21 protein-coding genes and 1 tRNA gene are annotated in these 21,055 nt (G+C 46.1%); 15 read left to right on the top strand and 7 right to left on the bottom strand.

Annotated features, from left to right (window positions below; all coding sequences use genetic code 11):
* Positions 1-81 precede the first annotated feature (81 nt).
* Complete coding sequence (locus ACKWCC_RS07175; protein ID WP_413995233.1) at positions 82-1,293, top strand: glycosyltransferase family 2 protein; 1,212 nt, start codon at positions 82-84, stop codon at positions 1,291-1,293.
* Here ACKWCC_RS07175 and ACKWCC_RS07170 read toward each other — a convergent pair.
* On the bottom strand, positions 1,290-2,408 hold the full coding sequence (locus ACKWCC_RS07170) for a hybrid sensor histidine kinase/response regulator (protein WP_413995232.1): 1,119 nt from the start codon (positions 2,406-2,408) through the stop codon (positions 1,290-1,292). The genes ACKWCC_RS07175 and ACKWCC_RS07170 overlap by 4 nt on opposite strands.
* Positions 2,409-2,820: 412 nt before the next feature.
* Here ACKWCC_RS07170 and rfbB point away from each other — a divergent pair, with 412 nt between their 5' ends.
* The 5 genes from rfbB (at position 2,821) to galE (ending at position 7,498) form a co-directional block, all read left to right on the top strand.
* On the top strand, positions 2,821-3,867 hold the full coding sequence (gene rfbB, locus ACKWCC_RS07165; RefSeq protein ID WP_413995231.1) for a dTDP-glucose 4,6-dehydratase: 1,047 nt from the start codon (positions 2,821-2,823) through the stop codon (positions 3,865-3,867).
* Positions 3,868-3,987: 120 nt separating this feature from the next.
* On the top strand, positions 3,988-4,845 hold the full coding sequence (gene rfbA, locus ACKWCC_RS07160; RefSeq protein WP_413995230.1) for a glucose-1-phosphate thymidylyltransferase RfbA: 858 nt from the start codon (positions 3,988-3,990) through the stop codon (positions 4,843-4,845).
* Between the two features lie 7 nt (positions 4,846-4,852).
* The gene (gene rfbC / locus ACKWCC_RS07155) at positions 4,853-5,401 is read left to right on the top strand and encodes a dTDP-4-dehydrorhamnose 3,5-epimerase (RefSeq protein WP_413995229.1); all 549 of its coding nucleotides are present in this window, start codon (positions 4,853-4,855) and stop codon (positions 5,399-5,401) included.
* A 10-nt stretch (positions 5,402-5,411) separates the two neighbouring features.
* Entirely contained in the window at positions 5,412-6,290 is an 879-nt protein-coding gene (gene rfbD / locus ACKWCC_RS07150) for a dTDP-4-dehydrorhamnose reductase (RefSeq protein ID WP_413995228.1), read from the top strand.
* 173 nt (positions 6,291-6,463) lie between these two features.
* Complete coding sequence (galE, locus tag ACKWCC_RS07145; protein WP_413995227.1) at positions 6,464-7,498, top strand: UDP-glucose 4-epimerase GalE; 1,035 nt, start codon at positions 6,464-6,466, stop codon at positions 7,496-7,498.
* A 51-nt stretch (positions 7,499-7,549) separates the two neighbouring features.
* On the opposite strand, the gene ACKWCC_RS07140 is transcribed toward galE, so the two are convergent.
* Entirely contained in the window at positions 7,550-9,478 is a 1,929-nt protein-coding gene (locus ACKWCC_RS07140; RefSeq protein WP_413995226.1) for a M56 family metallopeptidase, read from the bottom strand.
* On the bottom strand, positions 9,475-9,840 hold the full coding sequence (locus ACKWCC_RS07135; RefSeq protein WP_413995225.1) for a BlaI/MecI/CopY family transcriptional regulator: 366 nt from the start codon (positions 9,838-9,840) through the stop codon (positions 9,475-9,477). The genes ACKWCC_RS07140 and ACKWCC_RS07135 overlap by 4 nt, the downstream gene beginning before the upstream one ends.
* Before the next feature lie 216 nt (positions 9,841-10,056).
* Here ACKWCC_RS07135 and ACKWCC_RS07130 point away from each other — a divergent pair, with 216 nt between their 5' ends.
* The gene (locus ACKWCC_RS07130; protein WP_413995224.1) at positions 10,057-10,431 is read left to right on the top strand and encodes a response regulator; all 375 of its coding nucleotides are present in this window, start codon (positions 10,057-10,059) and stop codon (positions 10,429-10,431) included.
* A gap of 73 nt (positions 10,432-10,504) precedes the next feature.
* Here the strand turns inward: ACKWCC_RS07130 and ACKWCC_RS07125 are convergent, their stop codons facing one another.
* Entirely contained in the window at positions 10,505-11,896 is a 1,392-nt protein-coding gene (locus ACKWCC_RS07125; protein WP_413995223.1) for a dipeptidase, read from the bottom strand.
* A 117-nt stretch (positions 11,897-12,013) separates the two neighbouring features.
* Here ACKWCC_RS07125 and ACKWCC_RS07120 point away from each other — a divergent pair.
* From ACKWCC_RS07120 to ACKWCC_RS07105, 4 genes are all read left to right on the top strand, one after another.
* Positions 12,014-12,095, top strand: a tRNA-Leu gene (locus ACKWCC_RS07120).
* Positions 12,096-12,315: 220 nt separating this feature from the next.
* Positions 12,316-12,585, top strand: a complete 270-nt coding sequence (locus ACKWCC_RS07115; RefSeq protein ID WP_413995222.1) for a hypothetical protein — start codon at positions 12,316-12,318, stop codon at positions 12,583-12,585.
* Positions 12,586-12,588: 3 nt separating this feature from the next.
* Positions 12,589-12,867: a hypothetical protein gene (locus ACKWCC_RS07110; RefSeq protein WP_413995221.1), complete on the top strand. Its 279-nt coding sequence runs from the start codon at positions 12,589-12,591 to the stop codon at positions 12,865-12,867.
* Between the two features lie 438 nt (positions 12,868-13,305).
* Positions 13,306-13,740, top strand: a complete 435-nt coding sequence (locus ACKWCC_RS07105; protein WP_413995220.1) for an Hsp20/alpha crystallin family protein — start codon at positions 13,306-13,308, stop codon at positions 13,738-13,740.
* A gap of 149 nt (positions 13,741-13,889) precedes the next feature.
* Here the strand turns inward: ACKWCC_RS07105 and ACKWCC_RS07100 are convergent, their stop codons facing one another.
* From ACKWCC_RS07100 to ACKWCC_RS07090, 3 genes are all read right to left on the bottom strand, one after another.
* Positions 13,890-15,254: an aldehyde dehydrogenase family protein gene (locus tag ACKWCC_RS07100; protein ID WP_413995219.1), complete on the bottom strand. Its 1,365-nt coding sequence runs from the start codon at positions 15,252-15,254 to the stop codon at positions 13,890-13,892.
* Between the two features lie 29 nt (positions 15,255-15,283).
* A complete protein-coding gene (locus ACKWCC_RS07095) occupies positions 15,284-15,931 on the bottom strand; it encodes a YceI family protein (protein ID WP_413995218.1) in 648 nt (215 codons plus the stop codon).
* A gap of 113 nt (positions 15,932-16,044) precedes the next feature.
* Positions 16,045-16,767, bottom strand: coding sequence for a peroxiredoxin (locus tag ACKWCC_RS07090; RefSeq protein WP_413995217.1), 723 nt, complete (start codon positions 16,765-16,767; stop codon positions 16,045-16,047).
* Positions 16,768-16,925: 158 nt separating this feature from the next.
* Here ACKWCC_RS07090 and ACKWCC_RS07085 point away from each other — a divergent pair, with 158 nt between their 5' ends.
* The 4 genes from ACKWCC_RS07085 to ACKWCC_RS07070 all read left to right on the top strand — a co-directional run bounded on the left by ACKWCC_RS07085 (position 16,926) and on the right by ACKWCC_RS07070 (position 21,050).
* A complete protein-coding gene (locus ACKWCC_RS07085) occupies positions 16,926-17,516 on the top strand; it encodes a DUF6134 family protein (RefSeq protein ID WP_413995216.1) in 591 nt (196 codons plus the stop codon).
* A gap of 89 nt (positions 17,517-17,605) precedes the next feature.
* Entirely contained in the window at positions 17,606-19,042 is a 1,437-nt protein-coding gene (gene cls / locus ACKWCC_RS07080; protein ID WP_413995215.1) for a cardiolipin synthase, read from the top strand.
* A 71-nt stretch (positions 19,043-19,113) separates the two neighbouring features.
* On the top strand, positions 19,114-19,890 hold the full coding sequence (locus ACKWCC_RS07075; RefSeq protein ID WP_413995214.1) for a patatin-like phospholipase family protein: 777 nt from the start codon (positions 19,114-19,116) through the stop codon (positions 19,888-19,890).
* Between the two features lie 89 nt (positions 19,891-19,979).
* Positions 19,980-21,050 carry a mechanosensitive ion channel family protein gene (locus ACKWCC_RS07070; RefSeq protein WP_413995213.1) on the top strand — a complete coding sequence of 357 codons (1,071 nt, stop codon included), beginning with the start codon at positions 19,980-19,982 and terminating at the stop codon, positions 21,048-21,050.
* The last annotated feature ends 5 nt before the right edge of the window (positions 21,051-21,055 follow it).

Here is a 21,055-nt window from a genome sequence, read left to right as displayed (position 1 = left end):
AAATGAATGGGCGATATCGCCATAACGGCCCTTTGGAGCCCTTGCAAAAACAAAGGTCAAGGGTGGGCATAAACAGTACGGATGGAGTCGTTGAAAGTTGTTTTTTGGGTAGCCTTGTTTACCATTTTTTACGCCTATTTGGGCTACGGCATCTTGCTTTTTGCCCTGATAAAGGTCAGAAGGGCCTTGGGTTGGGACAAGCCTTTCCGCGGAAACGAGAACTATGAACCCGAAGTGACCCTCTTTGTGGCGGCCTATAATGAAAAAGACTACCTGGATGCCAAGGTGGCCAATTCCAATAGCTTGAACTACCCTCCGGAAAAGGTTGCCCAATTATGGGTCACCGATGGTTCTGATGACGGTACCCCAGAATTGCTCCGGAAGTACACCGGGGTCACCGTGCTGCACCAAGCCGCCCGTAAGGGAAAGATTGCGGCCATGAACCGGGGCATGCAGCATGTAAAAACACCCATTGTCATTTTTTCAGATGGAAACACGGACCTGGGAAAAGACTCGATAAAAGAGATAGTGAGGTTGTTCAGGGACCCCAAGGTGGGCTGCGTGTCCGGCGAGAAAAGGATTTACTCCCATGGAGCCGATGCCGCCGCTGGGGCCGGTGAAGGCCTTTATTGGCGGTATGAGTCCCAACTGAAGCAATGGGACGCGGAGCTCTACTCCGTGGTGGGTGCTGCCGGGGAACTCTTTGCCATACGCACCGAACTTTGGCAGGAAGTTGAACCAGATACCCTCTTGGACGATTTTATGATCTCCCTGCGCGTGGCCATGCAAGGAAAGACCATACAGTACAGCCCCAAGGCCTATGCCATAGAAAGTGCATCGGCGAATGTAGGGGAAGAACTGAAGCGCAAGGTGCGCATATCGGCCGGAGGGATACAGTCCGTGGTGCGCCTGGCGCCCCTGCTCAATGTTTTTCGCTACGGAACACTGAGCTTTCAGTACATCTCCCATCGGGTATTGCGGTGGACCTTGGTCCCCCTGTTGCTTTTGCTCATTCTCCCCATCAATGCCATCTTGGCGCAACATGAAGGCCTATTGTCCTTGGGCATCTATGGTCTATTGTTCTGGGCCCAAGTGCTTTTTTATGCTGCGGCTTTGTTGGGCTGGTTTCTGGAACATAGAAAAATGCGTCTAAAGGCCCTCTTTGTTCCCTACTATTTCTTTATCATGAACCTTTCTGTCTTCTTGGGTTTTGCGCGCTATGTCAAGGGCGCCCAGTCCGTGAACTGGGAACGCGCCAAGCGTGGAGGCACCACTACTGAGGCGGCTGTTTAGGCGCCATTGGCCGGGGCCAAGGGAAGCTCAAAGTAAAAGGTACTGCCCTTGCCCTCCTCGCTCTCAATGCCCAAGCGGCCCCCATTTTTTTCAATAAAGGACTGGCAGAGCACCAACCCCAGCCCCGTTCCCGGTTCTTGGTCCGTGCCCAACTTGCTAAAATGGGTGTGCCGGTCCAAAATGCGCTCCTGATTTTTTTTGGAGATACCAAGGCCGTTGTCCGTAACGGACACCGTGACCTTGGCGTCCGTTGCTTGGGATGAAAGGGTTATGCGGCCGCCTTTTGGGGTAAACTTAATGGCGTTGGACACAAGATTGCGCAGCACCGTTTTTATGGTGTTCATGTCCGCGTTGGCGTAGTGCAGGGCATCCACTTCATTGCTCAGTGCAATGTCCTTGTGCCCGCTGGCCATTTGCAGCAGCCTACAGGTTTGGTCCGCCAGATCGTACAGCTGCAGTTTCTCGGCAATGATCTGGATCTGGCCGCTTTCAGATTTGGCCCACCCCAAAAGGTTTTGGAGCAGGTTCAGGGACTCGTCCATGGTCCTGCTCAGCTCCTTTACGGTGCCGTCCAAAAAATCATCTTGCTTGGGGTCTATGATGCCCCTGAGGATAAAGTCCATTTTCAACTTTGCGGCGCTCAAGGGAGAGCGCAGGTCGTGGCCAATAATGGAAAAGATACGGTCCTTGAGCGCCGATTGGGCCTCCAATGACTTTTTGGCCAGGGCAAGTTCCACATGGGTCCTGATGCGCGCCTTCAATTCGGGCGGGTTAAAGGGCTTGGTCACATAGTCCACTCCGCCCAGTTCCAGTCCCTTGATCTTGTTTTTGGATTGGTTCATTCCCGTAATGAATATAATGGGGATGTGGGCCAGGGACTGCCTGGCCTTGATCAGGGCACAAAGCTCAAACCCGTCCATTTGGGGCATTTGCACGTCCAAGAGGATGAGGTCTGGCAAGGTCTTGAGCAAGACCGCGATGGCTTTTGTGCTCTGCTGTATCCGGATGTGTTCATAGCCCATTTGGGAAATAATGAATCCCAGCATTTCCAGGTTCATCCGTTCGTCGTCTATGATGGCAATGTTTACGGGGCCCTCATCCATATTTGTGTTCATTTATTTAGGGGGCAGGTGTTTGCTGCCCCGGTCTTTATCAAAAATAGATTATTTTCCATTGGCCCCTTGAAACAAGCCATCCACCCAAACAGAACCACCCTTCGCGGAAGAACCACGGTTTGGCAATGGGGGCGGCCCTACTTTTATGGTTTGCCCGTGGGTACGGCAACAGGATCAAACGGCACATCTTGGGGCATCTGGGGTAAAAGTAGGAAAATATATCAATCTTGGAGCGCCGGTGCTTGGATCGGAACAAGAAGGGCACTCCAGGTTTCTGATGTAAAAAGTGTTTTCTACGCGGGCAAGGGCGGCCACCACAAACTTGGGTACTTTCACAACAAAGATGCAACGGCAAACTTATTGTAGGATTATATTTACAAATAATCGGAATCAACCTTAAAAACAACCCATTATGCAAACAGTATTGGTCACCGGCGGTGCAGGCTTCATAGGCTCCAATTTCATCCCGTATTATTTGGCCCACAACAGCAACGTACATCTGGTAAATTTGGATGCGCTCACCTACGCCGGCAATACCGCCAACCTAAGGGAGGTGGCCGATCACGGGCGCTATACCTTTGTTCAGGGCAGCATCTGCGATAGGGAGTTGGTGGAATCCCTGTTCTTGGAGTACGACATAAAGGGGGTGATCCATTTTGCGGCAGAATCCCACGTGGACAATTCCATAGCCCACCCGGACGCCTTCATGCAGACCAATATCCTGGGCACCTTTAACCTGTTGGACGTGGCCAAGAAACACTGGATGGTGGCCCCCGGCATTTACAAAGAAGCCTACAGCGATTGTCGTTTTCACCACGTTTCTACGGATGAGGTCTATGGTTCCCTGGGTGCCAAGGGTCTGTTCTCTGAAACCACGCCCTATGCCCCCAACAGTCCCTACAGTGCCTCCAAGGCATCTTCGGACTTTATTGTGCGCAGCTATCACCATACCTTTGGCATGGATGTGGTGACCACCAATTGCTCTAACAACTACGGCCCCAAACAACATGGGGAAAAATTGATACCCACCATTATAGCAAAGGCCCTGAACGGGGAGGCCATTCCCATTTATGGCGATGGGAAGAACATACGGGACTGGCTCTACGTGCTGGACCATTGCAAGGGAATTGCCCTGGCCTACGAAAAGGGCAGGTCCGGTGAAACCTACAACATTGGGGGCAGGAACGAGCGTAACAACCTCTACATTGCCCAAACCATTTGCAGGCTGTTGGACAAGAAAGTGCCCCGGTCCTCGGGAGAGAAGTACGGTGCGTTCATTACCTATGTAAAAGATAGGGCCGGCCATGATTTCCGGTATGCCATAGATGCCTCCAAGATCGAGGACGAGTTGGGTTGGAAGGCCGATGAAAATTTTGAAACCGGCATTGAAAAGACCTTGGACTGGTACCTGCACCAATTTGAGCGGGCCAAACAAGGTGTAGTCGCCAATGGGAACTGAAGCGGTAAAGATGGATTGTTTCTGATGTTGAGCGCCATATAAGTTTAAGGAACACGCCATAACAAAATACAAAAGGCCACCAAATTTAGGGGCCGCCACAAAACAAATAAATAACAACAGATGAAAGGAATAATCTTAGCGGGTGGCTCCGGCACCAGACTGCACCCCTGCACCTTGGCCGTGAGCAAGCAGTTGATGCCCGTGTATGACAAGCCCATGATCTATTATCCCTTGGCCACCTTGATGGAGGCCGGTATCTGGGAAATACTCATTATAAGCACCCCGCATGACCTGCCCCTGTTCAGGGACCTTTTGGGCGATGGCCGGAAATACGGCTGTAAATTTGAGTATGCCGTACAGGAAGAACCCAAGGGCCTGGCCGAAGCCTTTATCATTGGCGAGGACTTCATTGGCAAGGACAAGGTGGCCCTGATTCTGGGCGACAACATTTTCTATGGCACCGGTCTGGAAACCTTGTTGCAGGCCAACAACGATCCGGATGGGGGCGTCATCTATGCCTACCACGTCAGTGATCCGGAGCGATACGGAGTGGTGGAGTTTGATGCGGACAACAAGGTGCTCTCCATTGAGGAGAAACCCCAAAGGCCCAAGAGCAATTACGCCGTGCCCGGAATTTACTTTTACGACAATGATGTGGTGGGCATCGCCAAGGACATTGCACCCAGCCAACGGGGAGAATTGGAGATTACCGATGTGAACCAGGTATATTTGCAACGTGGCAAGCTAAAAGTCACTATCTTGGATACCGGAACCGCCTGGTTGGACACCGGCACCTTCAATTCCCTGATGCAGGCGGCACAGTTTGTGCAGGTCATTGAAGAACGTCAGGGCCTTAAGGTGGGTTCCATAGAATCGGCGGCGTACAAGATGGGCTATATAACCAAAAACCAGTTCAGGGCCCTGACCGAACCCTTGTTAAAAAGTGGCTACAGTGCTTCTTTGCTCGCCGCCTTATAAGAATGACATGGAGATATCAAGAACAAAAATAGACGGCTGTTTTGCCATGGTGCCCAAGGTGTTCCACGACGAGCGCGGACACTTTTTTGAGAGCTTTAACCAAAGGACGTTTAACCAGGAGACCGGTTTGGACATCAACTTTGTACAGGACAACCAGTCTTTCTCCCAAAAAGGGGTGCTCCGTGGTCTTCACTATCAAAAGGGAAGCAGTGCCCAAGCCAAATTGGTTCGGGTCCTGGAGGGCGAGGTGTTGGATGTGGTGGTGGACATAAGACCGGGATCGGACACCTATGGAGCGGTGTTTTCCATCCTTTTGTCCGCCAAGAACAACAAGCAGCTCTTTGTGCCCAGGGGGTGCGCCCACGGGTTTGTGACCCTGAGCGATCGCGCCTCCTTTTTTTACAAGTGCGACAACTACTATGATCCCAAGGCCGAAACCGGAATTCTTTACAACGATGAGCGTTTTGGCATAGACTGGATGTTACCGGAGGAGTCCTTGATCATTTCGGAGAAGGATCGGGTACTGCCCAAGTTCACGGATTTGGTAAATCATTAGTGGGGCATTGATGGAGAAAAAAAAGAACCTATTGGTCACCGGGGCAGGGGGGCAGTTGGGCCAGGTGGTCCGTAAGACGGTGGCCAAGGGCCACGATCATCTGGACATTGTCTTTGCCACTTCGGCCGATCTGGACATTACCGATGAGGCGGCGGTGAACCGTTTTATGGAGCAGGGACGTTTTGACCACTGCATCAACTGTGCGGCCTATACCCAGGTGGACCTCGCGGAGACCGAAATGGCCAAGGCGCACAACATCAATGAGACCGGGGCCCGTAACCTGGCCAGGGCCTGCAAAAAAACGGGCACCGTTCTAGTGCACATCAGCACCGATTTTGTGTTCAACGGAAAGCAGGGCCTCCCCTACACCGAGGGAGATAGGCCAGCCCCCCTCAGCGTTTACGGTAAATCCAAGTATATGGGGGAACAGCAGGTGGCCAGGAACACGGAACGGCATTTTATTGTGCGCACCTCTTGGCTATATGCGGCCACCGGACATAATTTTTTTAAATCCATGCTCAAGTACGGCCGGGAGCGGGAAGCCCTTGGTGTGGTGTACGATCAGGTGGGGACACCCACCTTTGCCAATGACTTGGCAGAGGTCTTGTTGCAGCTCGTGGAAACGGAGAGCACCGCCTATGGCATCTATCACTTTAGCAATGAGGGCGTGGCCAGCTGGTATGATTTTGCCCAGGCCATTTTTGACATCAATGGGGTGGAAGTGGCCCTGCAGCCCATTCGTACGGCCGCCTATCCGCTGCCCGCGACCAGACCGGCCTATAGCGTTATGGACAAGGGCAAAATTAAAAGATTGCTCAACCTACAGATTCCCCATTGGCGGGAGAGCTTGGAGCGGGCCTCAAAGATGGCCAGGGAAGAAACCGATTGATGGTCATTGCGCCCAGGTGAATAAGAGCCAGAACCCTCTTTTCAAAAAAAAATAACAGGACATTGGTGAAAATGAAGCGGCCCAACCAGGGCGGGGATGCGGTCGGCGCCCTTTGGGTGGCTTGCATCTTCCCCGAAAGGGGACCATTTATGATGAACCTTAAACGTTAACAGATGAAAATTGTAGTGACCGGTGGCTTGGGCTTTATAGGCTCCCACACCGTGGTGGAATTACAGCAAGAAGGCTTTGAAGTGCTCATTGTGGACAACCTGAGCAACGCCTCCGAGGAGGTGCTGAACGGTATTGTGGCCATTACCGGAAAACGCCCCTCTTTTGAAAAATTGGACCTGCGCGATAAAACGGGCGTTTCCGCTTTTTTTGAGAAACATACAGATATCCAGGGCGTGATCCACTTTGCCGCTTTCAAGGCGGTGGGCGAGAGTGTGGCCAAGCCTTTGGACTATTACGAGAATAATCTGAACACTTTGGTGTATCTCTTGCAGGAGTTGCGGCAATTGCCCACGGCCCATCTTATTTTCAGTTCGTCCTGTACCGTTTACGGCCAGGCAGATGAAATGCCCATAACGGAATCTGCCCCGGTAAAGCCGGCGGAGTCGCCCTACGGGAACACCAAACAGATCGGGGAGGAGATCATAGGGGACACCTGTAAAATAGACCCCAAATTACAGGCCATTGCCCTGCGGTATTTTAACCCCATGGGGGCCCACCCCACGGCACATATAGGGGAACTGCCCATTGGCGTGCCGCAGAACCTGGTGCCCTTCATTACCCAGACCGGGGCGGGGCTGCGCAAGGAGCTGTCCGTTTTTGGCAGTGATTACCCCACAGTGGACGGTACCTGTGTGCGGGACTACATTCACGTGGTGGACGTGGCCAAGGCCCACGTAGTGGCCTTAAAACGCTTGCTGCAAAAAAAGAACCCGGACAATTTTGAGGTGTACAATCTAGGTACGGGCACCGGCAGTTCCGTGCTGGAGGTGATCCACAGTTTTGAGCGGGTCTCGGGACAAGATCTCAACTATAAAATGGTTGACAAACGACCTGGAGATGTGATCACCGCCTACGCAGATACCACCAAGGCCAATGAGGTCCTGGGATGGAGGGCCCAATCTACCCTGGACGAGGCCATGCGATCTGCTTGGGCCTGGGAGCAGAAAATTAGGAAAAAGCAAATGGTGGTGGGGTAAAAAAAGCTGAAAACGGTGTTTTTGTCCCAAAAAGGCTTTTGGCGACCCCGCCTAGCGTTGGTCTATTGAATCTTTGTCTTTGAGTAGTTTTTTAAGGGCCTTGGCCTCTGTTCTAAGCTTCGCCGCCTCCTTTTTTAGGGCTTCCATTTCTTGTTCAAGGGTCCCGGAGGCGGCCTTGAACTGCTCTGCCTCTTTTTCCATGATCCTCATTTCTTGTTTAAAGGCTTGGGATTCTGCTTCGAACTTTTCCGCCTCTTTTTCCAGGGCCTTCATTTCTTGCTTAAAGAGCTCCGTCTCCACTTTGAATTTTTCTGCCTCTGCCTTAAGGGCAAGTGCCTCTTGACGGAATGCCTGGGCCTCCTTTTCAATCGCTTGTTGGACATTGCCCGGCATACGCCCCGTCTCTTTTATGATCTGAAGTTCAGTTTGAGCAGGTGTTGGGGCCTTGGGTGGCCGTGGGACTTCGGAGGGCTTTGGTGGGGCCGGGGCCTTGGGTGGTTCTGGAAAATTGGGAAAGGGCTGGGCCCTTGCTTTTTGCTCCAGGGTCATCTTCGCGTAGATATGCCCCAGCCGTTTTACGTCCTCTCGGACAATTTTCATTTTGTTGCGCGGCATGGTGTTGTAATGTCGGGCCAATCGGTCGTATTCCCTAAGTTCTTTGGGAGTTGCCCCACGGCCGGTTATTTTTACTTCGTTTTTGGGCCCCACCACGTTTACGGTGGCCACGCCGTAGGCCGTTAGGGCGGCATCAATCTTATCGATCAGTTTTTGGGAGGTCCCGGTTGGGGCAAAGATCACCGAGCGCACCAGCTTTGCCCTTTCCTGGACCGAAAGATGGGGGTTTATGTTGGCCAGGGATTCCTCTAGGGCATTTATGGGAACAATGGCATTTTGCAAATAAAGCTGTCCGTTGGGGTCAATGCGCACCACAATTTCCTTCACGATTTCTTGGGCGGCAAACAAGATGGTATGTTCCCTCTTGGTCTGTGTGCCCTTTGTTTGTTGAGATACTGATCTTTGGGGCACCATCGAGGCAGTTTGTGTTGGTGCTCCTTTGGGAACCACCGTACTGTTCAAGGCAACAACTTCTGTTTTGCTGAAGCCCAGCAATAACAGGCCCATAAGTGGAAGCACTAAGATACTTCGCAACAGGGCCGTTTTTTTGGATGGTTTTCTTTTCATGAGGGTAAATCGTTTTTTGATTGATGAATAAGATGAAAGATGAATGGCGTTGGAAAAATGGGGTGTCTGTGGGAGGTTGTGGTCCTTGGCCAGATGGGACAACAAAATATTTTGATAGGTTTTTGTTGGAATTGGGTTTTGCAATACCGCGGCATCTGCCAAAAACTCATGGTTGAGCCTTATGGCCTTTTTGATAAAATAGATGAACGGATTCATCCAAAAAACCACTTGCAGGACCTCCACAAACAAAATATCATAGCTGTGCCTTTGTTCAGCGTGTGCCTGTTCATGGAGCACTACCGCCTCATGAATTTCATTGGCCTCGTACTTTTGTTGGTTAAGGAAGATGTACTTTAGAAAGGTGTGCGGTGGCAATGGTTCCTTGATCAGCACGTGCACAAACTGTTTCCATCTTTGGGCGGGGCTTCTTTTTATGCGGGCCACCAGCTGGAATAGGTTTCTAAAAAAGCGCAGGCCAAAGATAAATGCCCCCAAAAAATAGACACCCCAAAGGAATGGGTGCAGGCGTAGATCAGGTTCTGCCATTTTATCCAAGGGTGTGCCCGGGATGGCATTTGTGGGCAAAGAGGCAAACAAGGGCAAAGGTTTACTGATTGGGTCAATGGCTGTGTACTCCGTAAAGACAATGGCGGGTATGAACAGGGCCGCCAGCAGTGCCCCGATGAGGTAGGCCCGTTTAAAATGGTGCACGTGTTCACCCTCTAAAACCAATTTGTAAAAAAGGAACAGAATGGCAGAGATGGCCATGAACTTAAGAAGGTAGGCGAGTGGCATCATTTTTTCTGAATTTCGTTGTCAATGAGCTTTTTTAGCGCTTCCAGTTCCGTTTTGCTCAAATTGGCCTCTTGGGCAAAAAATGAGGCAAACTGTCCCGGGCTGTTGTCAAAAAAATTTTTGATTAGTCCGTTCACATGCTGGGCGAAATAATCTTTTTTCTTGACCAAGGGGAAGTATTCCCTGTTTCTTCCCTCGTTTTTGTAAGCCACAAATCCCTTGTCCGCCATTCGTTTTAATAGGGTGGCCACGGTGGTGCTCGCCGGCCTGGGTTCCGGATACGCCTGCCGCAGGTCTTTCATAAAAGCCGTTTTCAGTTCCCAAAGGATGTTCATGAGTTCTTCTTCCGATGTTGATAGTTTCATTTGCTTTACCGGTATTTATTTTCTACAAATGTAGAACAAGATTTTGTATTCTACAAATGTAGAGGTTTGTTTTATGGGGGAACATAAAATTCGTTGTTGTTTTTCGATGAACGGATGCAATAAAACCACGGGGGAAATAGTTATTATTGCAGAAAAATCCTACAAAATAAATATGTGGCACCAAAAGCTGCATAAGGATGCCCTACACCTTTGCTTATGAAGATTCTAGCCATGGACGATCAGCTTTTAGTGACCTTTTCCGTACAGCGTATTTTGAGCAACAGGGGCTATACGGTTGCCACGGCATCCGACGGCCTGGAGGGGGTAAAGCTGTTTGAGCAATTTGGGCCCGACTTGGTCATAGTGGATTATCAGATGCCAAAAATGAACGGGGTGGAGGTGATCGAGTACATCCGCACCAAGAAAATGTCCAACATCCCCATTTTGATCCTGAGCGGCAGTACGGACGAGGCCATTAAGGAGAAAGGTTTTGAGCTGGGCATTGCAGATTATCTTGCCAAGCCCGTGGACCTGCATCAATTGGTGGGCCGGGTGTCTGCCTTGTTTGAGCGTGCCAAAATCGCCATTTAACAGATACGTTGTCCCCGGAGGGTTGGCCCACGAAATACTTCAAATACCATTTTTCTTATCATGAACGGGGACATTAAGCCTGGTTCATTTCCGTAAAATACTGGTAGAAATACGGAATGGTCTCAATGCCCTTTAGGTAGTTCCACACCCCAAAATGCTCGTTGGGGGAGTGTATGGCATCACTGTCCAGCCCAAAGCCCATTAAGATGGTCTTGCTGCCCAATTCTTCTTCAAAAAGCGAAACAATGGGAATACTGCCCCCACTGCGCTGGGGCACCGGTTTTTTGCCAAAGGAGGTCTCGTATGCCTTGGATGCGGCCCTGTACCCAATGGTGTCCATGGGGGTAACGTATCCCTGCCCCCCGTGGTGCGGCTTTACGGAAACCTTTACCCCGGCCGGGGCAATGGATTCAAAATGATTTTTAAAAAGCTGGGTGATCTCCTCCCAATCTTGGTGGGGCACCAGGCGCATGGAGATTTTGGCGTAGGCCTTGCTGGCAATCACGGTCTTGGCCCCTTCTCCCGTGTAGCCGCCCCAGATGCCATTGACGTCCAAGGTGGGGCGTATGGAGTTGCGTTCGTTGGTGGTAAAGCCCTTTTCGCCATAAACCGCATCGATGTCCAATGCCTTTTTGTAGGCCTCCAGGTCAAAGGGGGCCTTGGCCATTTCTGCCCGCTCCCGCTCGGATAGCTCGGCCACCTTGTCATAAAATCCGGGGATGGTAATGTGGTTGTTTTCATCGTGCAGGGAAGCGATCATCTTGGCCAGCACATTAATGGGGTTGGCCACCGCCCCGCCGTACAGTCCGGAGTGTAGGTCCCGGTTTGGGCCGGTCACGGCCACCTCCACATAGCTTAGGCCCCGCAGCCCCGTGGTAATGGAGGGAATGTCATTGGCGATCATTCCGGTGTCCGAAATGAGGATAATGTCATTGGTCAGTTTTTCGCGGTTTTGGGCCACAAAGGTGGCCAGGTTGCTGCTGCCCACTTCTTCTTCGCCCTCGATCATGAACTTCACGTTGCAGGGCAGCTGGCCGGTCCTTACCATAAGTTCCAGGGCCTTGACATGCATGTACATTTGCCCTTTGTCATCACAGGCGCCCCTGGCAAAAATGGCCCCTTCCGGGTGCAGTTCCGTTTTTTGTACAATGGGCTCAAAAGGGGGCGAGTTCCAGAGGTCCAAGGGGTCGGGGGGCTGCACGTCATAATGGCCATAGACCAGCACGGTGGGCAGGTCTTTGCCCATCAGTTTCTCCCCGTACACGATGGGATGGCCATCGGTTTTGTGAATTTCAACCGTGTCGCAACCGGCATCCTCCAGGGCGGCACCCACGGCTTGGGCCGCGCCCAGCACCTCTTTCGCAAAAGCGGGGTCGGCGCTGACGGAGGGGAGCCTCAATAGGGCAATGAGTTCATCTATAAAACGTTGTTTGTGTTGGGCAATGTATTCCGGAATGTGCTGCATAAAGGCGTTCTCTGTTTTTAGGAAGTTTAAATTTACAAAAAAGGGGAAATTTAGAAGTGGAAATTTAGAGATTTGATTTTTTGCTTTATATTTGCATCCCGTTATTGAAACGGAAATGCAGGCGTGGTGGAATTGGTAGACACGCTAGACTTAGGATCTAGTGCCGCAAGGTGTGAGAGTTCGAGTCTCTCCGCCTGTACAAAGGGAAAGCTGACTTTTAGGAGTCGGCTTTTTTGTTTTGGGTACAACATAGGTACAACATTTATGTTGTTGGTTTCTCAAAATAATGGAAGAGATCAATAAAGAGTAACCCCTTAACTAGCTGACTTCACAACGAATTAATACGGCGATAGTCGAAATTAAATACTCTTTCCAGCAGAATAGCATATTTTATTCTGAACTTTAATATGAGTTAAACAATGGAAGTTGTCTGTTTACAGGAGGAAGCATTCTATGCCCTATTTGATAAGGTGGTCGAACACGTAGAATCAAAACGTAATAATGTACCTGCAAAATGGATTGATAGCGAAGAGGCGATGTTCCATTTAAAGATAAAATCCACTACTACCTTACAGAAATTAAGAGACGATGGAAAGGTCAGGTTTTCGCAACCCCAAAAGAAAATTATTTTATATGATCGGGACTCTATCAATGAGTATATTGAGAAACACGCTCGGGAAACTTTTTAAATTATGGAAAAAAATCTAAGAGTTGATAAGAGTTATATAGAAGCATTCAATCTAGGTTATGAAGTGGCCAAAGAATTGGATTTAAAAACCCCTATGTTCCAAAACGAAAGTTCCAATATTACCTTAAAAAGTCCGATGCAGGCTGGAATGTTTCAATTTGTTCAGGATAGGCAAGCTGTTTTGGATAAAAGAATAGGTAAATCTAAGAAGGCCTTAAAAACCAACACAATAAAAAAGACTTTCGGAAAAAACAGAAATAGGGGTAAGGGCTTGACACCTTAATTTAAATTATTATTTATCAAAAGGCTATTTTGAGGTGTGATTAAGTTTACTGATTCAATTGGATTTTGATGAATTAAATTATAGTTCCGAAAAACCTTTGTTGCGAAGGGCTCATGAATCAAAACACAAAAAGCCATTTTGAGACCAAAGCCCGGATAAAGTGGTTTTGAACCTTTCAAACTCTATAGCTCTTAAGACGAGAATATCATAGAATTTACAAGTCCAATCCCGCGATATTTATATTTTTAAATGGTTTGTCAAAATTTTTGAACACAATCCACATTTGGCCGAAGATAACTACTAATGGTCATTTTTTAAGACAAAGAAACATTCCGAGAATTGAACATAAAATTTATCGCCCTGACCTGTGTCATAATTAGATCCACCTTTCGGTCATAATTTCGTGGTATAATTATGTTTAACTAAAAATATAAAATTATGTCACTAGTAAAATTTAGAAGAAGACCTTGGGGAAATCTCGTTACCCCTGATTTTTTCAACACCGATGATTTTTTTAATGGTGGTTCTTGGATGAATAAAATGGAGGAGCCCGCCATGAACGTCAAGGAAAACGATAACAATTTTGAAATCGAACTTGCAGCACCTGGCTACGACAAGAAAGATTTTGAGGTCAACATCGACAATGGTTGTTTGAACATTGCGGCAGAGAATTCCAGTTCAAAAGAAGAGGAGGAAGACAACTACAGCCGAAAAGAGTTTAGTTACACCTCTTTCCAAAAATCGCTTCGTCTGCCAGAAAGCATAAAAGACGAAGAAGTAAAAGCAACATATAAAAACGGTGTCTTGAAATTCAAACTTGACAAAAAAGAGGAAGCCAAAAAGCATTCCCCAAAAACCGTTGAGATTTCTTAGTATACTACAAAATTTAGAAATGCCCTCTTATCAAAACCTGAATGCGTCCATGTAGAAAGGTTTGGTTTGGGGGCATTCACAATTTTATATTTTGCTCCCTTTTTGTTCATTTCAAATCATTACCAAGCTCAGATAATTTTTTTCAAAACCTATTTACCCCCAAACATAAATTTTATCCAGCCCAATTTTCTCTTGGTATGCGGGTAATATTTCAATCCGGGTTCTAACCAAGTAGGCTTTTCCAAAATGCTTTTGTAGTGTGTAAAAGCTTTGAATCCGTCCTCCCCATGATATGCCCCAGTACCACTTTCGCCGACTCCGCCGAAGGGCATATTGCTATTGGTAATCTGCATCATGGCATCATTGATTGCGCCACTTCCAAATGATATTTCATGCAGGATTTTCTCCTTGACCTGTTTTTCTTTGGTAAAAACATAGCATGATAACGGTTTGGGTCTGGCCTTGACCTGTGCAATTGCCTTATCGAGATCTTCGTATTCAAGCACGGGCAATATCGGGCCGAATATTTCCTCTTGCATAACCTTATCCTCAAAGCTTATATTGGTCATAAGGGTAGGGGCGATAAATCGTTCTTCAAGAGTATACGAGCCGCCCAAATAGACCTTTTCCTCATCGATCAAACCGATAAGCCGTAGCATATTTTTCTCATTGATAATCTGCACGTAGTTGTCATTAACAAAGGAAAAGTTTGATTTTTCTATTTCCTCTTTTGCTATTTTGAGGAAATCATCTTTTATGGTTTTGTGCACAAAAACATAATCAGGCGCAATGCAGGTCTGCCCGGCGTTTAAATATTTTGCCCAAATCATTCTTTTTACCGCTATTTTCAAGTTGCAGTTCTCAGTAAAGAATGCCGGACTTTTTCCACCAAGTTCAAGAGTAACTGGGGTTAAATTTTTGGCAGCGGCCTGGTACACTATCTTTCCCACGGGAACACTACCGGTAAAGAATATTTTGTCGAATTTCTGGTTCAGCAATTCCGTAGTTTCAGCAATTCCACCTTCCAGAACCTTAAAAAAATGGGGTTCAAAATTCTCATTGATAAGTTTGGCCATGGCGTGACTCGTATTTAGCGGCAACTCACTAGGTTTAAGCACAACGGTATTGCCAGCGGCAATTGCAGCGATGGCAGGAGCAAGGGATAATTGATAGGGATAGTTCCAAGCACCAATAATCAATGCTACCCCCAATGGCTCGGGCATGACATAACTTTTTGCCGGAAAATTGATGAGATTGGTTTTTACCTTCTTAACAACGGACCACTTCTTGACATTTTTGCATGCCTCTCGAATATCATGATACAGTATCGAAAGCTCATTCGTATAGGTATCAAAAGAAGATTTTTTAAAATCGGCATAGATAGCTTCATTCAATAAGGCATCATTTTCTTTTAGAATGCGTTCCAGTTTTTTGAGTTGCTCTATCCTGAAGTCAATATCTTTTGTGGTATTGGTTAGAAAAAACTCCCTCTGTTTATGAACTATTTGCTTCATTTTTGACTGTATCAACAATTGAATAATGGTTATTCCGAGGACGGAGCCTTTTGTAGTGGAAGTTTAATGGTAACATCCACATCGGGCCAAAGTTTTGATATGCCATCCGTTCCGGTATGGAGTTCGTAGCATTCCTTATTCAGGGAGTTTAAGGCTTCCTTCCCGTTCCATTGCATTACATCTAAATGTGTCGACAAGAAAAGTGTGTCGTTTTTAAGGGAATAGTTGTATTCCACATCATTTGAAATGTTGTTCATTTTCAGTTCCAAGGCTCCCTTGTTCCGCTGGGCATCTAGAATTTGGCCCTTGATAGTATCCGTATGGAAAACCTTGAAGAAGGAAGTCCGCAATTTAGGATCCCGTATTTCATTACCGGAATTAACAGACGATGTATGTATCACAATCGCGGCATCTTTTAGTAAGGTTTCAACAGTCCCTGTTGGGTTTTTCAAGTTTAGGGAAAATTGGTCAAAACCACCACTTACACCCAGTTTATCGGTAAACTTGTAGGCAGTCCATTTTATCGAAACTCCTGAAGTATCAACAGAATAGATTTGTTCTTTTTGAACAACTTTCTCCTCAGTTTGATCGGCTTTCTTCTTTTTATTCGAACTGTTACAGGAGAAAACCAAGAAAGCCAAAATCAGGAATGGGGCATATTTTACCAACTGTTGCATGTTATTAAGTTTTAAGGGGTGTATTTAAATTATTTTTTTACCAGAAAACCGCCACTAACCTGACAATAGAAAGGTAGTGACGGATTCGGGCTAAATATAGAAAAGGCGCGTTGCTAATTTTTGAGAACAGTCTCCAAAACTTCTTTTTCAGCTAACTTCTTGGTGCAGAAAAACCAGTCTTTACATTCGACTTCTCCATTTTGCTCAGCCATTCGTTCTTCGGCCGTGCCACAAGAGCCTGCTGGTGGAACAATTACGTCATCCCCTGGATACCAATCGGCGGGAGTGGCAACTGCAAACTCGTCGGCAGTCTGCATAGCAATCAACGCTCTGTAGATTTCATCAAAATTCCGACCGAGACTTAATGGATAATAAATTATGGCTCTGATCATTGAGTTGGGGTCTATGAAGAATACCGCTCTAACGGCTTGTGTCTTGCTTTCTCCCGGTTGGATCATGCCGTATTTTTTGGCAACTTCCATAGAAATATCCTCGATTAGAGGAAATTTCACCTCTACGTTTTTCATGCCATTGAATTCTATTTTGTCCTTGATGGTCCGCAACCATGCAATATGGCTATATAGCCCATCTATGGATAGGCCTACGAGTTTACAATTGGCTTTACCGAACTTATCTTCGAGATGGGCAAAAGTCATAAATTCGGAGGTACAAACAGGCGTAAAATCTGCCGGATGGCTGAATAAGATGACCCATTTTCCCATATAATCATCTGGAAAATTAATGTTTCCCTGTGTGGTTACTGCTTGAAATGATGGTGCTTTATCCCCGATTCTAGGCATTGGGATAATTGCTTCTTGTGCTTCTATTGTTTCCATTTTATGTTATTTTTTATAATTGTTATTCCAATCACTTTATAGAGCAAAATTATACAAGAGGAACATTTCGGCTCATGACCTAGGTCAGGTTTAGGTCATGTTTAAATACGGTAATTTGCACCGTAATAATAGCACCAAGAAATTTTCAATACCCTCTTATGATACGCCATCTAATTCTCGTTATTTTTTTGATTCTTCTGGATGGTAATTCAGACCCTAAAGATTCATCCCTTTATTTCGACATCGTTGTAAAGAACAAAGTGGTAGGGAGTTTAAAAGCAAGTCAAATAACTAAAGGCTCCAAAACAACTTATCAGAGCTTTACCAGCATAAAAACACATATAATAAAGGACATCAAAGTCAACTATGAATATGATGTAACCTTTGATAACTTCTTGCTTCAAAAAGCTGACGTCCATATTACGGTAAATGACAAACCACATGCAGAGACAAGCACTTTACGGAACAATGCTGGTTATAAAATTGTAAAAAACCAAAAAGAAAGTAGCCTGGATGAATCCATCGAATACGCCACTATTTTACTGTATTTCAAAGAACCTGCGAAAATCAGTAGTTGCTATTCTGAACAGGATGGCACTATGAACACGATTGTTTCCATGGGAAATAACAGCTATAAAAAAATCAATGCAAAGGGCAAAGAGAATAGCTATTATTATAAAAACGGGGTCTTACAAAAAGCGATAATAGATGGTGGAATCGTAAACTTTGAAATGAATGCTCGTGAATAAGAGTATTCAAAGGGTATCGAAGATTGAAACTTATTCCTACCTTACTTAATTCAGCCAAGTGATCCCAACTTAAAAATGCTTCTTGAATTATGACCATCGCACTTATTGTGTATTTTCTTTTTGCCATTGCACTAGTTGGCCGATTGCTACTTTACGGTATTCGCCCCACCAAGACCTTGGGATGGATGTTGGCCATTTTTACCATCCCCGTAGGTGGAATGTTGTTTTATTTCGCGCTCGGACGAAATAGACGCAAGAACAAGTTCTATAAACTAAAGAAAACCAAGGAGGTTTCGGCATATTTCAAAACCGTCGAAGCATATTACGATAATCTCGGTAAGGATGGTGACGCCAACATTCCCGCCCCGATCAAAGACCATATTAAATTGGCAAAACTTATCGCAAAAACTTCCAAATTTTTGCCCAGCCCGGGCAATGAACTGACACCGCTCAAAAACGGACCTGCAACCTTTACGGCCATTTTCGAGGCCATGGAAAGTGCCAAAAAATTCATCCACATTCAATATTACATTTTTGAGGAAGGCGAGTTGGCCGATAGGTTTTTGTCCATATTGCAACGGAAGACCAAAGAGGGCGTTGAAGTCCGCTTCATGTATGACGGCTTGGGCAGTAACACCCTGAGCAAGACCTACATTGGCCTTCTTAAAGAGGCGGGCGTTCAGATTTACGGGTTTCTGCCCATACGTTTCGGTAGGTTGCTTTCATCCATTAACTATCGCAACCATCGAAAAATTGTGGTTGTAGATGGTTCGACCGCATTTACAGGAGGAATCAATGTATCGGATAAGTATCTTAAAGGAGACCCGATTCTAGGAACATGGCATGATTTGCACCTTCGGCTTAGAGGGCCTATAGTAAATAGCTTGCAGGCTGTTTTTGCTATGGACTGGAATTTCGCTAGTGGCAAAGATGATATTTTGGCAGCGGGTTATTTCTTGGGTAAATCAATTCCGGGGCAATCCATTGCCCAGGTTATTAGCAGCGGACCGGACTCCGATTTTTCATCCATACACCAACTTTATTTTTCTATTATTAACAGGGCCAAGAAGTACATCTATATTGCCAACCCGTATATAATACCCGGAGAGGCTTTAATGGAAGCCTTGCAAGTAGCCGCATTGAGTGGTGTTGATGTTAGGCTCATGCTTTCTGCCAATTCCGACAGCTTTTTGGTCAAATGGAGCGTTCGTGCGTATTTTGAGGATTTTCTGGAGGCCGGGGTAAAGATTTATTTATATCCCGATGGATTTTTGCATAGTAAACTGATGTTGTCCGATGATGAATTGACAACGATAGGAACGGCAAATTTAGATGTAAGAAGCTTTGAACAGAACTATGAAGTAAACGTTTTGGTATACGAACGGGAGTTTACCCAACAACTAAAAAATGATTTTTTAAAGGATTGTGAAAAAAGCGAACAACTTGACTACCAAGCGTATCTCAAAAGGCCAAAGCCTGATCGTTTGAAGGAAGGCCTAGCCAAAATTTTCAGCCCTGTTTTATAGCTGATTTTTATGACATAGGTCATCTAAAAGTAAGGGCGTACTTGGTAAATTCGCAAAACAAGCAGAACAAAATGAATACAGGTCTGGTACTTTCTGGAGGCGGAATAAGAGGTGTGGCGCATATAGGCGCCATAAAAGCGTTGGAAGAACATGGGATATTCCCAACTCATATTGCGGGTACGAGTGCAGGTGCCATTGTAGGTTCGCTGTATGCCGGAGGTGTTGGCTGGGCCGAAATATTGAATTTATTTAAGACCATTCCCATATTCCATACGAATCGATATGCGCGTAGCAAACCTGGTTTTCTTGATACCGAAAAATTTTACGACAATTTCAAGGAATATTTTCCAGAGGATGATTTCAGCACTTTGAAGAAACCTCTTTTTATAACGGCTACCAATATTATTGAAGGGACACTCAAAATATTTCATGAGGGAGAACTGATCAGACCGATTTTGGCGTCGGCCTCCTTTCCAGGAATGTTTACGCCCATGAAAATAGGATCCACATACTACGTAGATGGTGGCGTATTGAACAATTTTCCGACCGAACCTTTAAAGAAGGATTGTGACAAAATAATCGGGGTATACGTCAACCCGTTGAAGAAAGTTAAAATCGAAGATCTAAAACATTCCTATACCGTAGCTGAACGAGCTTACAAACTAAAATCCGCCTCTGAATCCATATTTAAATTCCCAGACTGCGATGTGGTAATATCGCCTGAGGGTTTGGCAGGGTATGGTACGTTTAATATGAACAGTATCGATGCTATTTTTGAGTTGGGTTATGTTGCTGCCAAAAACATTCTGGAAGAACAAAAGGGAACACAACCATCTAATCCAGAATAAATTAAGTCAAAAAATTTCTATAAAACAGAAATCATGACATAGGTCATGTATTGGTACTATGTGCAACAATACATTTGCCAAAACAGCACATGGACACTAGTATCACAAAACTCTTTGGCGAAGAATCTTGGCTCAGCTATCTGGCCATATTGGCGTTGTGCGTTCTTTTGGGTCTAGCCTTGCAATGGGTCTTTTACACATTCTTAAAACTTGGGAACAAAAGAAGACCTACCATCTTAAAAGAACAATTATTGCTGCATCTTAAAACACCGGCCAAGTTTTTCTTGCCCATACTGTTTATTTACGGCTCCCTTACTTTTTTAGAACTGAACACCTTTTGGCACAAGCTTATTGAGGCCTTTATCATCATTAATATTACTTGGATCCTTATTGCATTATTGCAGGCCCTCGAAGAGGTGGTAAAACATAAATTCGAGATAGCAAGCGACCACAAGACAAAAGATAGAAAAGTACTTACCCAGCTTCGGTTTATCAAAAGTATTGTCTATGTCATTGTCATTACAATTGCGGTTGCGGCTATTTTATGGAATATACCTGCGGCCAAAAAATTAGGTACTACAATACTCACATCTGCCGGGGTTATCGGGATTATTGCCGGGGTCGCCGCACAGAAATCCTTTGCCAATTTGATTACGGGTTTTCAAATCGCCTTTACACAACCCATTAAGATCGATGATGAGGTGGTTATCGAGGGAGAATTCGGAACCGTTGAGGATATAACCCTGACCTACGTGGTCATAAAAATTTGGGATTGGCGCAGATTGGTACTTCCCCTGAGCTATTTTAACGACAAGCCCTTTGTAAACTGGACATTTAATTCCCAGGAAATAATCGGAAGCGTCTATTTTTACGTAGATTATATATTCCCGGTCGGCGAACTGAGAACAAAGTTGTTCGATGTTTTGAAGCACGATTCGTTATGGGATAAAAATGTAGCCAAGTTATTGGTAACACATACTAATGAGCGCACCATGGAATTGAGGGCGACCTTTAGTGCAAAGAATGCATCGGATGTATGGAATTTGAGATGTACGGTCAGGGAAGAATTGATAGCCTACATAAAGGAATTCCATGCAGATACCCTTCCAAAACTCAGAAGAATGGAAGTGGAACCGACACAAAAAGAGGTGGTTTTATGAATACT

This window comes from Maribacter aquimarinus, from assembly GCF_047345505.1.
Taxonomy (GTDB): domain Bacteria; phylum Bacteroidota; class Bacteroidia; order Flavobacteriales; family Flavobacteriaceae; genus Maribacter.
The sequence above is the reverse complement of the archived record's forward strand: the minus strand, read 5'-3'. Positions and strand labels throughout refer to the sequence as shown.

What these genes read in the sequence shown, in the direction of transcription:
- galE (WP_413995227.1), top strand. Translation starts at nt 6,464, where the DNA reads ATGAAAATTGTAGTGACCGGTGGCTTGGGCTTTATAGGCTCCCACACC.
- ACKWCC_RS07115 (WP_413995222.1), top strand. Translation starts at nt 12,316, where the DNA reads ATGGAAGTTGTCTGTTTACAGGAGGAAGCATTCTATGCCCTATTTGAT.
- ACKWCC_RS07070 (WP_413995213.1), top strand. Translation starts at nt 19,980, where the DNA reads ATGGACACTAGTATCACAAAACTCTTTGGCGAAGAATCTTGGCTCAGC.
- ACKWCC_RS07135 (WP_413995225.1), bottom strand. Translation starts at nt 9,840, where the DNA reads ATGAAACTATCAACATCGGAAGAAGAACTCATGAACATCCTTTGGGAA.
- ACKWCC_RS07130 (WP_413995224.1), top strand. Translation starts at nt 10,057, where the DNA reads ATGAAGATTCTAGCCATGGACGATCAGCTTTTAGTGACCTTTTCCGTA.
- ACKWCC_RS07105 (WP_413995220.1), top strand. Translation starts at nt 13,306, where the DNA reads ATGTCACTAGTAAAATTTAGAAGAAGACCTTGGGGAAATCTCGTTACC.
- rfbC (WP_413995229.1), top strand. Translation starts at nt 4,853, where the DNA reads ATGGAGATATCAAGAACAAAAATAGACGGCTGTTTTGCCATGGTGCCC.
- ACKWCC_RS07175 (WP_413995233.1), top strand. Translation starts at nt 82, where the DNA reads ATGGAGTCGTTGAAAGTTGTTTTTTGGGTAGCCTTGTTTACCATTTTT.
- ACKWCC_RS07075 (WP_413995214.1), top strand. Translation starts at nt 19,114, where the DNA reads ATGAATACAGGTCTGGTACTTTCTGGAGGCGGAATAAGAGGTGTGGCG.
- ACKWCC_RS07125 (WP_413995223.1), bottom strand. Translation starts at nt 11,896, where the DNA reads ATGCAGCACATTCCGGAATACATTGCCCAACACAAACAACGTTTTATA.
- ACKWCC_RS07100 (WP_413995219.1), bottom strand. Translation starts at nt 15,254, where the DNA reads ATGAAGCAAATAGTTCATAAACAGAGGGAGTTTTTTCTAACCAATACC.
- rfbD (WP_413995228.1), top strand. Translation starts at nt 5,412, where the DNA reads ATGGAGAAAAAAAAGAACCTATTGGTCACCGGGGCAGGGGGGCAGTTG.
- ACKWCC_RS07090 (WP_413995217.1), bottom strand. Translation starts at nt 16,767, where the DNA reads ATGGAAACAATAGAAGCACAAGAAGCAATTATCCCAATGCCTAGAATC.
- rfbA (WP_413995230.1), top strand. Translation starts at nt 3,988, where the DNA reads ATGAAAGGAATAATCTTAGCGGGTGGCTCCGGCACCAGACTGCACCCC.
- ACKWCC_RS07095 (WP_413995218.1), bottom strand. Translation starts at nt 15,931, where the DNA reads ATGCAACAGTTGGTAAAATATGCCCCATTCCTGATTTTGGCTTTCTTG.
- ACKWCC_RS07170 (WP_413995232.1), bottom strand. Translation starts at nt 2,408, where the DNA reads ATGAACACAAATATGGATGAGGGCCCCGTAAACATTGCCATCATAGAC.
- cls (WP_413995215.1), top strand. Translation starts at nt 17,606, where the DNA reads ATGACCATCGCACTTATTGTGTATTTTCTTTTTGCCATTGCACTAGTT.
- ACKWCC_RS07110 (WP_413995221.1), top strand. Translation starts at nt 12,589, where the DNA reads ATGGAAAAAAATCTAAGAGTTGATAAGAGTTATATAGAAGCATTCAAT.
- ACKWCC_RS07085 (WP_413995216.1), top strand. Translation starts at nt 16,926, where the DNA reads ATGATACGCCATCTAATTCTCGTTATTTTTTTGATTCTTCTGGATGGT.
- rfbB (WP_413995231.1), top strand. Translation starts at nt 2,821, where the DNA reads ATGCAAACAGTATTGGTCACCGGCGGTGCAGGCTTCATAGGCTCCAAT.
- ACKWCC_RS07140 (WP_413995226.1), bottom strand. Translation starts at nt 9,478, where the DNA reads ATGATGCCACTCGCCTACCTTCTTAAGTTCATGGCCATCTCTGCCATT.